This is a genomic window from Sphingosinicella soli, assembly GCF_014199685.1.
Lineage (GTDB): Bacteria > Pseudomonadota > Alphaproteobacteria > Sphingomonadales > Sphingomonadaceae > Sphingosinicella > Sphingosinicella soli.
Genome location: NZ_JACHNZ010000002.1, coordinates 1 through 14,566, shown reverse-complemented (window position 1 = coordinate 14,566; position 14,566 = coordinate 1). Strand labels below are relative to the sequence as shown.

Here is a 14,566-nt window from a genome sequence, read left to right as displayed (position 1 = left end):
CCAAGCACAGCATCATCGACACACTGCGGGTAGGAAACCCGCCGAGGGGAGGATGATGCCATGGGCCTGCTGGTCAATATCGACAACGGCGGGACTCTGACCGATATCTGCGCCTTCGATGGCGAGAAAATCTATCACGCCAAGACGCTGACCACGCCGCACGACCTGACCGAATGTCTGATGACGGGGCTGGCTGCACTTGCGGAAAAAACCGACGCGCAGGGCGACCTGCTGAAGCTGGTCTCGTCAATCGACCATCTGCGCTATTCGACGACTCAAGGCACCAACGCCATCGCGCAGCGCAGGGGGCCGCGCCTGGGCCTGCTGGTGCAGATGGAAGTGGACGCTATCGGCCTGCGCGCCGCTTCGCCGGATTTATATGACACGCTGGTCGGTACGCGAATGGCCGCGCTGAACCGTCGCGATGATCATGCGATCATACAGGCGGTGCGTGCTCTGGTGGCGGACGGGGCGAGCCGGCTGGTGATCTGTCTTGACGGCGCTGATGCGCCCGATGGCGAGATGCGCCTGCGCCGTCTGCTTTACGGGGCCTTCCCGCGGCATCTGCTCGGCGCCGTGCCGTTGCTGTTTTCAACCGAGCTGGCGCCCGGGGCGGATTTCGACCGCCGTGGCTGGTCCAGTCTGCTCAATGCGTTCCTGCATCCGTCCATGGAACAATTTCTGCATCATGCGGAGGACAGGCTGCGCCAGCAGCGCATTCGCAATCCACTGCTGATTTTTCGCAACGACGGCGGATCAACCCGCGTCGCGCGCACGATCGCACTGCATACCTATTCCTCCGGTCCGCGCGGCGGCGCGGAAGGCGGCGGCGTCATGGCGGCGCACTACGGGCTGGACCGTGTGGTTTCCATCGACATCGGCGGTACGACGACCGACCTCGCCCTGTTCGAGAGAGGCCGCGTGGCCGAACACGCGCAAGGCTATGTAGAAACCGCGCCGATCGCCTTTCCCGTCGCCGATGTGCGGAGCATAGCGGCGGGCGGCGGCTCGATATTCGCGGTACGCGACGGTGCGATCGCCGTCGGCCCGGAAAGCATGGGCGCGCTGCCCGGCCCCGCCTGCTTCGCGCGCGGCGGAACGCAGGCGACGATTACGGATGTGATGCTGCTGCTCGGCATTATCGACCCGGCGAGTTATTTCGGCGGGCGCATGACGCTGGACCGCGAGCGGGCCGAGCGGGCGGTGCGCGAGCATATTGCCGAACCACTGAGTATATCGCTGGAGGACGCGCTCGACAGGGCGGAAGCGGCGTATGACAGCGCGATTGCTGACGCGGTCGGCAAGCTGGGCGGCGAAAGCGGCGCCGGCGCATTGCTGGCGTTTGGCGGCGCAGGGCCAATGAGTGCCTGCGGCATCGCAGAGCGGGCGGGCATTTCGAAGGTGCTTGTTCCCCGCTACGCCGCTGTGTTCAGCGCCTTTGGCATCGGCTTCAGTCCGATCCGCCATGAGCACCGTATGGAAATGGCAGGCTTCGCGCCGGATCAGATCAGGCAGGCGCAGGAGAGCCTGACGCGCCGCGCCGCACGCGCGATGCATAGCGAGGGCTTCGATCTGGCCGATTGCACCATTGAATGGAGCGTGGTGCTGAAGGACGGCGGCGCCTGCCCGATCAAGAGTGTGCCGCACAGTGCCCAAGGCATGCTGGGAATGGAAGTGGTGCGGCCCTTGGCCTCACCTTCGCTCGGCGCGATCAGCGACGGGGCCATCCGCGCGGCGACCGCATGGGGCACCCGCGACGCTCGTGGCGGCATGCCGCTCTACCGGGTGGAGGACATGACGCCCGGCGACAGCGCGCCTGGCCCATGCCTTGTCGAGGAACAGTTCTTCACCTGTCAAGTCCGCGCGGGTTGGCGCTTCACCATGACCGGCAACACCGATCTGATGATCGAACGCGAGGATTGAGGCATCATGAAAATCTATGTCACCGATGCTCTGGTCATAGACCTGGACAGTGAACAATGGGAATGCCGCGCCTGCAGCGCAGTGCTTGGCTCCGCGCGCGAGAATTACAAGCGGTTCATGGTGCTGCGCCCGCACGACCCAAGCGAGATCCACGCGCCGATCATCGACCCGGAGCGCTATGAATTCACCTTCGCGCCGGACCCGCAGTGGCTGAGCATTGTCGAATATTATTGCCCGCAGTGCGGCCATATGGCCGAGGCCGAATATCTGCCGCCGGGCCATCCGCCTGTGCACGATATCGAGTTCGACATTGACGCGCTGAAAGCGCAGTGGGCAGCGCGCGAAGCGTTGACCGCGCCCGTTCTGGGGCCGGATTTCGTCACCCCGGCCCATCACCATCACAAGGGAGGGCACTGAGCGATGCGGCGCGTTTCCGTGGATATAGGCGGCACCTTCACCGACTGCTTTCTGGTGTGGGATGATAAGTATGTGGCCGCGAAAGCCCTGACCACGCATCAGAATCTGGCGCTGGGATTCAACGCTTCACTGACGCAAGCCTATGGCCAGCTCGGCCTGAGCCTGGAGGATGTGATGGCCGATGTGGACAGCGTGCGCTACGCCACCACGCTCGGCACCAATGCCCTGATCGAACGGCGTGGCCCGGTGGTCGGCCTGATAACGACCGCAGGTTTCGAGAGCACGGTGCCGCTGAGCCGTGGGCGCGGCTATGGCGAGGGCCTTTCGGAAAGGATGCGCAAGGATCTGCCGATGGCGGAGAGGCCGGAGCCGATCGTGCCGATTCCCCTCATCACCGGCGTGCGCGAACGCATGGCCCAGAACGGCGAAATCATCATGGCACTCGACGAGGACGATCTGCGCGCGCAGGTGCACCGTCTTGTCGATCGCGGCGCGCAGGCCTTTGTCGTGAGCCTCGTCAATTCGGTGGTCAATCCGGCACACGAGCTGCGTGTCGAGGAGGTGATCCGCGAGGAATATCCCGAGCACATGCTTGGCTCTGCGCCGATCCTCCTCGCGCACAAGGTGGTGGGCCGGAAGGGCGAATATGCCCGCACATCTTCCGCCATCCTCGATGCATTCCTGCACAAGGCGATGTATCTCGGCCTTTCGAGCCTGGAACTGAACCTGCGCGAAAACGGGCATCAGCGCCCGATGCAGGTGGTGCACAATTCCGGCGGCATGGCCCAGCTCAACTCGACCGATGCGCTGCAAACGATCCACAGCGGGCCGGTCGCGGGGATCGCCGCTTCGGAGCATCTCGCCGCGGAAACCGACCTCGGCAATATCGTGTGCACCGACATGGGCGGCACCAGCTTCGACATCGGTCTTGTCGTCGAGGGCGGGATCAAATTTTACGATTACAACCCGGTCATAGAGCGGTGGATGGTCAATATCCCGATGGTCCACCTCGTCACGCTGGGGGCGGGCGGAGGCTCGATCGCGCGCTTCGACCGGCTGCGCCAGACCGTCGCGGTCGGGCCGCAAAGCGCCGGATCGGACCCTGGCCCCGCGTGCTATGACAAGGGCGGGCGCGAGGCGAGCGTGACGGATGCCGACCTTTTGCTCGGCTATCTGCGCACCGACAATTACGCCGGCGGCCGTATCGTTCTCAATGAAAAGCGCGCTGCCAGCGTGATCCGCCGCACTCTGGGCGAGGCGCTTGGCACCGATACGATTGCCGCCGCCAAACTCGTCAAGCAGCGGGTCGACAATGACATGGCGAACGGAATCGCGCAGGAGCTGCGCGCCCGTGGCTATGAACCGAGCCAGTTCACGATGCTGGCCTATGGCGGCAACGGCGCGCTGCATGCATGCGGCATAGCGAGCGCCATCGGCATCACGCGCGTGCTGGTGCCGCCCTTCAGCTCAGTGTTTTCGGCAGTCGGGGCGGGCAATATGGACCAGCTCCATATTCATGAGAAATCGCTGTATCTTCAGATCTACGACAGCGTGACCCGCTCGCTTCTCTCCAGGTTTGAGGGCTTCAACGCGATTGTCGCCGAGCTGGAGGCAAAGGGCCGGGCAGACCTGCTGCGGCAGGGCTTTGCCGAAACCGATATCGAGCACCGGCTGGAAGTCGACATGCGCTACGGCAACCAGCTGGCGCAGACCGCCGTGGTCGTGGGGCGCAACCGCATCGGCAACAGTGACGAGCTGCTGGAGCTGATCGACGTGTTCGGGCGGGATTACGGCAAGCGCTACGGCGAAGGCAGCCAGTCGCCCGAGGCAGGAATCCGTATCAATACCGTGCGCGTGGCTTCCTATGTCACGACGCCGAAGCTGCGGTTTGCCGATATTCTGCCGCCAGAAGACAGCCTGCATGGAGCGCCCGAAGCAGAGGCGGTTCGCCCCTGTCACTTCGTCGGGGTGGAAGGCCCGATAGAGACCGCATTCCACACACTGGAAAAGCTGGCGCTGGGCGCGGTCGTGACCGGCCCCGCCGTCGTGATTTCGCAATCGACCACGTTCCTCGTCGAACCGGGCTGGCGTCTGTCCGTCGGGCGCTATGGCGCGGGGTGGCTGCAACGCAATGAACCCGGCTCAGGAGGCGCGCAATGAGCACAGTGAACACCAATGTCAGCGAGTTCCTTCAGGACGCAACGCTGTTTCTCGCGCCCGACCCGGAGATCATGAACAATCATGGCTTTGCGCCGCGCACGCCGCTGGAAGAGCGATGCATGGCGAAGGAGAGCGACCCCGCCCGACTTGCAATCGTGCGCGAGCGGCTGATGGCCGGGGCCAATGAAAGCTTCGAGATGCTGGAGAACATGGGCGCGGCGCCGGGCGCGAAATGGGGGGACTGCGTTTCCGCCATGTTTACAGCGGCCGGCGACCTCAGCCTCGCCAGCACCGGCGGCGTCGTGATCTTCGTCAATCTCGTGCAGTATCCGATCAAGTTCATCAACAGATACTGGGCGAAAGATCCCAGTGTCGGTATCCGCGAGGGCGACGCCTTTCTGGTGAACGACGCCCATTATGGACAGGCGCACAATACCGATCAGTCGCTGATGATGCCGGTATTCTGGGAAGGCGAACATGTCGCGTGGGTCGGCGCGACCGTGCATGAAGGCGAGAACGGCGCGATCGAGCCGGGCGGCATGCCCTCCATCGCCGAACAGGTTTGGGATGAGGGGCTGAGGATGCCCCCTTTCCGTGTCGCTGAAAACTACAGGCTGCGGCGCGATATCGTCACCTTCCTGCAGAATTCGGTGCGCGAGCCGAAGCTGCAATATGCCGACATGAAGGTGAAGATGTATACCTGCCGCCGGCTGGAGCAGCGCATTCACGAAGCCATCCACGAATTCGGCCTGGAAGCCGTCGTTTCCTGCCTGCGCCGCAACCTTGAAGATACAGACGCCGAGGTACGCCGCCGCCTGATGGAATGGCCGGACGGCACCACACGGCACAGCTGGTGGACGGACGGCACGCTGCGCGAAAACGCGCTTATCAAGATCAACCTCGCGGTGACGAAAAAGGGCGAGACTCTTACCTTCGATTATCGCGGGTCATCGCCGGAATTTTCCAACCGTGCGAACAACACGCTCGACATCACGCTCAAGGGGATGCTCTCGCAGCTGATGCTGGCCTATGTCTGGCCCGATCTGCCTCGCAATCAGGCGGTTCTCAATTCGGTGAAGTTCCTGTTCGACGAACATTCGATCATGCGTCCGGCGCCCAGCGCGCCGATTTCCCAGTGCATGATGTCCGTGTTCACATCCTGGAGCGTGGCCCAGGTTTCGGTGATGAAGTTCCTCTACAGCGTGCCCAGCAAATATACGCGGGTGATCGCTCCCTGGTATTGCATGATCAACACCTTCCTGTTTGGCGGCATAACCCAGCATGGCGAGATGGTGGGCAATGTCTGCGCCGATATCAACGGCATGGGAGGCGGCGCGCTTGCCGACAGGGACGGCCAGCACAGCTGCGCCCCGATCTTCGCCACCATGGCCGATCTTGGCGAGCAGGAGTTCATGGAGGAGGAAATGCCCTTCGTGCAGCTCGTTTCGAAGAAGCTGATGCGCGACAATCAAGGCTTTGGCCGCCAGCGCGGCGGCATGGGCTATCAGATGATGCTCGCACTGCGCGACAGCCCTGCCTGGGGATTCATGCTGACCGCCATCGGATCGAAATTCCCGAATGTGCCGGGGCTGTTCGGAGGTTACGGATGCCCCACCTACCCGCTGGCGCGGGTACGCGGCGTCGATGTGTTCGAGGCGATGAAGACGGACCCAGGCCGGTTCCGCTTTTCCATCGCGGAGATGATGAACGAGCGCCCGTTCGACGACGCGGAATATAGCACGCATCCGATGTCCCTCCCCTATGCGCTCGCCTCGCGCGGCGAGCTGTATATGATCGCTCAGGGCGCGGGCGGCGGCTTTGGCGACCCGCTGGAGCGCGACCCGGCCGACGTGATGCGCGATTATGAGGAAGATCTGATCTCGCCGGATGTCGCCTGGCGCATCTATCGCGTCGTATTCGATCGGCAGACGCGCATTGTGGATGAGGCGGCAACCGCTCAGGCCCGCGATACCGTACGTCAGGAGAGGCTTGCGGGCGCGATGAGTTATGACGCGTTTTGTGCGCGTCATGTTACGCCGGAGCCGCCGGCCAACCTGCCCTATTATGGCAGTTGGGGGGATCCGGGAACGATCTACGGCGGCGGCCCGGACCGCTGCTTCCCGGCTGGGCACGCCAACTCGCCCGTCGTCATGCCCAACCCGATGCAGGTGAAGATCGAGGCGCTGGAGAAGCAGATTGCCGAGCTGAAAGGGGCAGCAAAGTGACGCGGCTCTGGCTGGACGCGCATGATTATGGCGCGCAGCTTCTGCGCGGGGGGGATGAGCCATGGCGAACCCCCTCCTCGCTGGGGCCGTTTTACGGCGAGCTGGCCGGCCTGTTGCGGCCGTGGCGGTTGGTGGTGCCGGTTGAGCCGCTGCTCATGTCTTCGCTGCCCCGGAGCGGGGACACCATGGACTGCGCAGGCGCACTGGACCGTCTCGTCGGATCGGCAGGATTTGCGCAGAGCCTGGCGACAGGCCTGGCCACGCTGGCGCACAGCCCGGCGGCGCCGCTGTGCGCGCCGCGCCTTCCCGGCCCTTCCCGGCTGGGCAGCGGGCTGGAGGATGAGGACGCGCTCGACGACGTTGTCGCGGCTCTGGGGCATATTCTGCGGCAGATCGCAGGCGCCGCACTCAGCGGCACAATCCTTCTCGACGAGCCGGAAGCCGAAGCACTGGGCAGCGTTTCGCCTCTGCTGCGCATCGCTGAACATGCCGGCGTTACGCTCAGGCTGATCGGCAGGGATATTGCCACAGCGGACTGGGATGCACTGCCCGAGGGTGCGGATGACCGGGAAAACATCACCGTGATACCAGCCGATGCGCAGCCCGAAGCGACGCTGACCCGACTGGCGGCATCGCGTCAGGGAGACACGCCATGATAGCGACTCCGCTGTTTCACGACATGTTCGATTTCCTTGTGCGGTCGCGCCCCGGACAGACCTGCGTCGTTGATGAACGGCGCAGCCTGAGCTTTGCAGAGGCAGGCATGGAGGTGAACCGCATTGCAAACGGGTTGCGGGGGCTAGGTCTGCACAAAGGCGAGTGCTTCGGCTATGTGGCGAAAAACTGCGCGGACATGTGGCTGATGTATCTGGCGGCCGCGCGTACCGGCGCAGTGCCCGTCCCCCTCAATTATCGGCTTGCGCCGGTGGAATGGCTGCACATCCTTAAAGATGCGCGCGCCAGGGCGCTGTTCATCGGACCGGGTTACGATGCCCCGGTCGCGCAGATCCTTGGGGATCTACCCGAAATCGCGGCTTTGATTTCCTTCGACGGAGCGACGGCAGGAGCGCCGCGATATGACGCATGGCTGGCCGCGCAGCCGGACACGCCTGTGGACTGCGGCATAACGGGCGAGGACATATTCTACCAGATGTACACGAGCGGCACGACCGGCCTGCCCAAGGGTGTGGTCGTTACCCATGCCAACTATGCCGCGAATATCAGCCAGTGCCTGCAGATGGTTACATGCCTGCCTGATACCGGCGAAAGCGCGCTGGTCGTAACGCCGCTCTATCATGCGGCAGCCGTATGGATCGCCGCTTTCAGCACCGCACGCGGGCTGACAATCCACCTGAAGGGCGATTTCGATGCACGCGGTGTCGTGGATACGCTGGAGCGCGAAAAGGTGAGTTTTACCTTTCTTGTCCCGGCCATGATCCAGGCATGTCTCACCGGGGTGGAGGATATCGCGCAGCGCGACTGGTCGCATCTCAAGATCCTGATGTATGGCGCATCGCCGATCGCGGAGGATGTGCTGCGCCGCACGGTCACAGTGTTCGGCTGTGATATGTATCAGGCCTATGGCATGACCGAAACGACCGCGATCCTCACCCTGCTGGGCGCGGACGAGCATCGCCGGGCGCTGGCTGGTGAACAGCACTTGCTGCTCTCATGCGGGCGGGCCTTGCCTGGATCGCAGATCATCACTGCCGATGACGACGACCAGCCTGCCGGCCCGGGCGCGGTGGGGCAGATACTTGCGCGCGGGCCGCAGATTGTGCCGGGATACTGGAATTTGCCGGAGGCCACGGCGGCCTTTCTCAAGGACGGATGGGCGCACACCGGCGATGCCGGAGAACTGGACGAGGAAGGCTATCTCTACATCCGCGACCGCATCAAGGACATGGTCGTGAGCGGCGGGGAGAATATCTATCCGCGCGAAGTCGAGAATGCGCTGTTCGCCCACCCCGACATCATTGATGCCGCCGTGATCGGGGTGCCCGATGTGCGCTACGGCGAGGCCTTGCTGGCGTTTATCGTGACCGCCGGCAACACGCCTCTGCCCTCGCAGGATGTGATTGCCTTCTGCCGCACGAAGCTGGGCGGATACAAAGTGCCCCGCCGGGTCGAACAGATAGACGCGCTACCCCGAAACGCCAGCGGCAAGGTGCTCAAGCACGTGCTGCGCGCACCGTATTGGAACGGGGAAAAGCGGATGGTGGGATGATGAACGCCCTCGCTTGCTACCCCGCTTTTTCTGGCGCGCACGCGGCAAGGCCGGGCTGCTGCCACCCTTTCGGGTGGGGGGAATTGCGCACCAAGGATTATGCCGGAAACAGCCGAGACGGGGCACGAAAGATGCCCCCGCGAAAAGTGCGCAAAAAGCCCGCGCAGACGGGATGATCTACAGGAAAATGTGGGAGGGAGTGACAAAATCATGAATAGCATGAAAACCTATTTTCTGGCCGGATGCGGGGTCGCCGCGATGCTGGGGGCGCCGGCGGTGCATGCGCAGCAGGCGGAAACGCAGGAAGTGGACGGCATCGCCGACATCGTCGTGACCGCACAGCGCCGCTGGGAATCATTGCAGGATGTGCCGCTTGCGGTTTCGGCGCTCGATTCTGAGCGCATCAAGGAAGCGGGCTTCAAGGATGTCGAGGATTTGACCTCGACCGTCCCGAACCTGAACATCTCCGCATTGTGCGGCACATCAAGTCCCAAGATTTTCATGCGCGGCATCGGCAACAACAACTTCAACCAGACCGCCGAAAGCAAGGTCGCGGTGTATCTCGATCAGGTCTATCTCTCGGCGCCGTCCGGCCAGCTGTTCCAGATGTATGATCTGGAACGGATCGAGGTGCTGCGCGGCCCGCAGGGCACGCTCTATGGGAAGAACGCAACGGGCGGCGCGATCTCGGTCTATTCCAAGCTGCCGGGGCGCGATGCAGAGGGCTATGTCCGCGCGGGTTATGGCAATTATGACGCCTACGAACTCGAAGGCGCGGCAACCCTGCCCCTTTCCGACACGCTCTCCGCACGTGTGGCCGGCACCTGGTCCAAACGCGATGGCTATGTGAAGGATCTGGGCACCGGCAAGAAGGTCAACGATGCAGACCAGTGGGCCGCGCGCGCGATATTACGCTGGCAGCCGAGCGACGCCGTCGACATCAAGCTGAATATTCATGGCGGCAGCTCGGATTCCACGCACAACAACAGCGTGCATCGCGGCATATTCGATCCCGCGCAACTGGCGCTCGGCAACTTCGTGAAGATGTCCGCAAACGATATTATCGCCGGCAACGGTGTTGATATACTGGGTTATGCGGACCCGAACCCGGACCCTTATGTGAACACATATGAGCGGGATACCTTCGCCAAGGTCGATCTGGTGGGGGTCTCGCTCGTCAGCGATTTCGAACTGGGCGATGGCTATACGCTCACCTCGGTCAGCGGTTATGAAAAATCCAAGCGGCATGTGCTGCAGGAAGGCAATGGCGCACCCAGCACGATCTTCACGATCAACTGGGGGCCTTCGACGTTCGAGTCCATCTCCCAGGAGCTGCGGCTCAGCTCACCCACCGAAAGCAGCTTCAGCTGGCTGGTCGGTGCCTTTGCCTTCCACGAGAAAGGCACAGTGCACAATTTCTACAATCTGGCCTCTGTCAGCTTCGCGCTCGGTTTCGATGCATTCGACCAATATTATACGCAGAAAACCAATACGTTTGCTGCCTTTGTCCAAGGGAGCCTGGAGCTGACCGACCGCCTGAACCTGACGCTGGGCGGGCGCATCAATTACGAAAAGCGCAACCTCGACCATCGCACATTTGCAACGACGGCAGCGGGCGTTTCCGTATTCCCCGGCCCACTGTTCGATCTGCAGCTTTCAGAAAGCTGGACAGAATGGTCTGGCCGCGCCGCCATCGACTACGAAGTTGCTGATGACGTGCTGCTGTTCGCCAGTGTCAACCGCGGCTTTACCAGCGGGGGCTTCAACACCGGCGCCTTCAACGACCCCGTCGGGGCGGAACGTATATTCAATCCGGAAACGGTCGTCAGCTACGAAGCCGGCATTAAATCGACGTTGTTCGACCGGCGCCTGCGCATCAACGCAACGGCATTCCTCTATGACTACAGCGACCTGCAGGTGTTCACCTTCACCGCAGGCGGCCTGCAGTTCATCGAGAATGCCTCCAACGCAACGATCAAGGGCATCGAGCTTGAAGTGCAGGCCATGCCGGTCAATAATCTTGAACTCGGCGCCAGCATTGGCCTGCTCAAAAGCGAGTATAAGGACTTTATCCGCGAAACCGGCGGCGTCACCGAAGACCTGAGCGGAAATCGCCTGATCGGCGCGCCCAACAGCCAGTTCAATATCGTCGGCAAATATACCGTGCCGACGAGCAGGGGCGACTTCTGGTTGCGCGGCGACTACACCTATTCCGGCCACCGCTATTATGACGAGCGTGAGCTGCGGGAACTGAGCAGCCAGGGCGGCACGGAAAACCTGAATGCCTCGATCGGTTATACCGGAATGGACGACAAGCTGGAGGTCAGCTTCTGGGTGAAAAATCTGACTGACGAAGTGACGATCATCGACGTCGTGGAGGTCGGCCTCTTCGGTTACCAGAATGTGTGGTATAATATGCCGCGCACCTATGGTCTGAGCCTCGAATACAGGTTCTGAAGACAGGACATTGCAGGTGGCCAGCTCCGCCCATGAGCCGGAGCTGGCCATTGTCTTGTCAACACGCTGTGGAAGCAGGAAACCGACTGCAGCTGCGGCGCCGAGGCAAACGAGCGCGCGCCGATCGTGACGCATGGCCCGGCACCATCGCCTCTTCTCGCCAGTACGTTCAGCAGCGCCCGGCGATGTGTATCGAGACCACGATGGCATCGCTTGCGTTTGCGAAGTCCAGCGTGTCTCCAGGCTCCGCGCCCATCAGTGCGCGGCTGAGCGGCGCGGCGAACGAGAGCAGCCCGGCGGCGGGGTCTGCTTCATCGTGTCCGACAATGGTGACGGTGCGCTCAGCGCCTTTCAACCGGAAGGTGACGGTGGAGCCAAAGGCCACGCAGGCGCCGTCTGCGTCTTCCATCAGTTGCATGGTGGCCTGCCGGTTGCGCCAGTAGCGCAGGTCGCGCCGTGTCGCCTTGATCGCGTCTTCGTCGCTCAGGCCCTGCATCACGGCTTCCAGCGCGGTGACTCGGGCACGTATCTGCGCCTGCCCGCGCACGGTCACGAGGTTCGGCCCCGGCGGGATCGGCAGCTCGAACTTGGGTTCGAGATGTTCGTCGTCGCTTTCGCGACGAAAGGCGACACTCATGCTCCGCTCTCCTCCGGGGCGATCCAGTCCGCGATGTCGTCTGTCCCGCCGATAAGTGCAAGCCCAAGCGCGATCGAGGTGAGCTCTGCGCCTCCCGCAAGTGGTGGCGCAGAGTTGAAGCCGGATCGCTCTTTCGCCCGTCCTATGCGGCGTGACGCTCGGTCTTATTCACGGCAGACAGTCCCATGCCATCGTCATGGGCTCCAGAAGCCCCTGAAGATCAGGAGTGGTCCCTTCCCTTTTATCCGGCTTTGCGCCACGTTTGCGCGCAGTTCGGAAAGGCGAAAATTTTGCGAACTTTTTTTGAAGTTTGTTTTACGGGTTTTCATCCCTCGCCAGTCTTCGTTTGCAGGGCTGGTGTGGAAATCCGATACGCGCCGTTATGTCCGGTCGGAATAAGGAGGGGCTGAGTTTGCGGTGGCGGCTCACGCTTGGCGGCGCATTCGTCGTCTACGTGGCTGCGGTCGCGAGCGCTCAGGCTTTGCCGGAAGTTCGCTCGTTCGATATTCGCATCGAAGAGGAAACTCTCGGGGAAGCGTTGTCGTCACTGGTGCGTGTTACCGGTGTGCAGCTTCTGTACCCTCCTGATCTGGCCGATGTCCGGGACACTCCACATGTCCTGGGACGGCATACTGTTGATGAAGCGCTCTCGATCCTGCTTCAACGCACAGGGTTTTCCGCCCGCCTCACCAGAAAAGGGGTGATCGTCATCACCTCGAAATCAAGCGGTGACGCGCAAGGCAGGGAGATGAATGTGTTGTCAAAACGGGGAATAAAGGCGTCCTTCTTCGCGGGCGTATCGACATTTCTGTTCGGGGCGGGCGGCGCGGCGGCGCAGGATGCGGTCATCGAAACCAACGACCGCGAGGAGATTGTCGTCACCGCGCGGTTCCGCCAGGAATCCATCCAGAACATCGGCGGCAGCGTCGCTGCGCTCGACGGGCGGGAGCTTCGTCGTTCCGGCATCGTCGATTTCGAGGATCTTGCGAACCGTGTGGCGGGCGTCGAGCTTCTCGATCGCGGACCCAACACCAATGAAATCAATATTCGCGGCGTGACGAACAGCACGCAGGTTTCCGGAAACCAGCTGCAGCCGCTGGTTTCGATCCTGGTGGACGACATTCCCGTGGCCTCGGCCTCGGCCTCGCAGCGCGATTTCAACTTCTTCGATTTCGACCGAGTGGAAATCCTGCGCGGACCGCAGCCGACCTATTTCGGTGAAGGCGCGATGGGCGGCGCGATCCGGTACTTCTCGGCCGATCCGGATCTCGATAGCGGCAAGGTGGCCGAAGGCATGTGGAGTGGCGGCCTCGGCGCGACGAAGAGCGGCGGGTTCAACTACCGCGTTGAAAACGCGACGAGCTTCATCCTCGTTCCGGGCAAGCTCGGCGTGCGTGTCGTCGGCTTTTACCGCGACGACGACGGCTATATCGACAATGTCGGCCTCAACAAGAAGGACATGAATTCGTTCGAATCCTACGGTGGGCGCGTGGTCGTTCTTTACAAGCCGACGGACGACCTGAGCATGCGCTTCTCCGCGCATTTCGGGCGCGACGATATCGGCGAACTCAACTTCATCGAGCCGACGACGATCGGCTCCTCTGTCGGCACCGAAGACCTGATTGCCCCTTCGCTCAGCCTCATCGATGGCCTCAACGAGGATGATTTCGAGCTCTACAGCGGCAAGATTTCCTATGATGCGGGTCCCGTGACGGTCGAGTCGATCACCGGCCTCTACAACCGCAACCGCAAGGCGGAAACATTCAGCTCCGCCTACACATACGGGTTCGCAGGCTTTTTCAACGCGTTCCCGCCCTTCAACACGGCGAGCAACCTTCTGTCTTCCGATCTGACGGCGATCGCGCAGACGCGGGGCAAGGAAAAGAGCGTCTCGCAGGAGTTCCGCTTCATTTCGGACTTCGAATCGCCGCTGAACTTTGTCGCCGGCGCATTCTATCAGGATACGAAAGCGACCAGCACGGCGCTCGTATCGGGCCCGGGATACGCCAACATCACGGAAAGCGGGACGACGGAAATCGAGCGGACCACCACGCGAACCGATACCCGCCAGTTCTCGGCCTTCGCCGAACTCAACTATGACGTCAGCGAACGCTTCCGGGTTTTCGCGGGCGCGCGTTATGTCAACGAAAAGGTGACATCGACGCTGGTTGAATCCTATGTGATCGGCATCTTTTCTCCCATCCTTACCGATCCTGACGACATCTTTGCGCCGGTCTATTTCCCGGTTCCCAACGATGTCGAGGCGTTGACCGCGCCGGGCGGCCCCGGCGTCAGCTTCGATTTCAAACTCAGCACGTTCCTGCCGCGTGCGGGATTTGAATTCGACGTGACGGACAGCGCCATGTTTTACGGCACTGTTGCGCGCGGCGTCCGCAACGGCGGGCTGAACAGCCCGTTCTCGGCGCTAGGTGTTTAGTCCCTCGTTTTGATGGTGCGGTTCTCTGATAAACCGTTTTGGCTGCTCGGACCATATTTTGCAGACATATTCATATGGGGTGA

Annotated in this window: 9 protein-coding genes; 8 read left to right on the top strand and 1 reads right to left on the bottom strand. The window is 62.2% G+C overall.

The features are described 5' to 3' along the window. Window positions 1-60 precede the first annotated feature (60 nt). From GGQ98_RS01435 to GGQ98_RS01405, 7 genes are all read left to right on the top strand, one after another. On the top strand, window positions 61-1,923 hold the full coding sequence (locus tag GGQ98_RS01435; RefSeq protein ID WP_184064030.1) for a hydantoinase/oxoprolinase family protein: 1,863 nt from the start codon (window positions 61-63) through the stop codon (window positions 1,921-1,923). A 6-nt stretch (window positions 1,924-1,929) separates the two neighbouring features. After that, window positions 1,930-2,340, top strand: coding sequence for an acetone carboxylase subunit gamma (locus GGQ98_RS01430; RefSeq protein WP_184064027.1), 411 nt, complete (start codon window positions 1,930-1,932; stop codon window positions 2,338-2,340). Window positions 2,341-2,343: 3 nt separating this feature from the next. Continuing rightward, on the top strand, window positions 2,344-4,500 hold the full coding sequence (locus tag GGQ98_RS01425) for a hydantoinase/oxoprolinase family protein (RefSeq protein ID WP_184064024.1): 2,157 nt from the start codon (window positions 2,344-2,346) through the stop codon (window positions 4,498-4,500). Then, complete coding sequence (locus GGQ98_RS01420) at window positions 4,497-6,725, top strand: hydantoinase B/oxoprolinase family protein (protein WP_184064021.1); 2,229 nt, start codon at window positions 4,497-4,499, stop codon at window positions 6,723-6,725. The genes GGQ98_RS01425 and GGQ98_RS01420 overlap by 4 nt, the downstream gene beginning before the upstream one ends. Next, entirely contained in the window at window positions 6,722-7,381 is a 660-nt protein-coding gene (locus GGQ98_RS01415; RefSeq protein ID WP_184064018.1) for a hypothetical protein, read from the top strand. The genes GGQ98_RS01420 and GGQ98_RS01415 overlap by 4 nt, the downstream gene beginning before the upstream one ends. Beyond that, entirely contained in the window at window positions 7,378-8,952 is a 1,575-nt protein-coding gene (locus GGQ98_RS01410) for a long-chain-fatty-acid--CoA ligase (RefSeq protein ID WP_184064015.1), read from the top strand. Before GGQ98_RS01415 ends, GGQ98_RS01410 begins: the two co-directional genes overlap by 4 nt. Window positions 8,953-9,162: 210 nt before the next feature. Continuing rightward, window positions 9,163-11,409, top strand: coding sequence for a TonB-dependent receptor (locus GGQ98_RS01405; protein WP_184064012.1), 2,247 nt, complete (start codon window positions 9,163-9,165; stop codon window positions 11,407-11,409). A gap of 169 nt (window positions 11,410-11,578) precedes the next feature. Here the strand turns inward: GGQ98_RS01405 and GGQ98_RS01400 are convergent, their stop codons facing one another. Further along, on the bottom strand, window positions 11,579-12,046 hold the full coding sequence (locus tag GGQ98_RS01400; RefSeq protein WP_184064009.1) for a GreA/GreB family elongation factor: 468 nt from the start codon (window positions 12,044-12,046) through the stop codon (window positions 11,579-11,581). A gap of 757 nt (window positions 12,047-12,803) precedes the next feature. Between GGQ98_RS01400 and GGQ98_RS01395 the strand changes: the two genes are divergently transcribed. Next, complete coding sequence (locus tag GGQ98_RS01395) at window positions 12,804-14,483, top strand: TonB-dependent receptor (protein WP_184064006.1); 1,680 nt, start codon at window positions 12,804-12,806, stop codon at window positions 14,481-14,483. The last annotated feature ends 83 nt before the right edge of the window (window positions 14,484-14,566 follow it).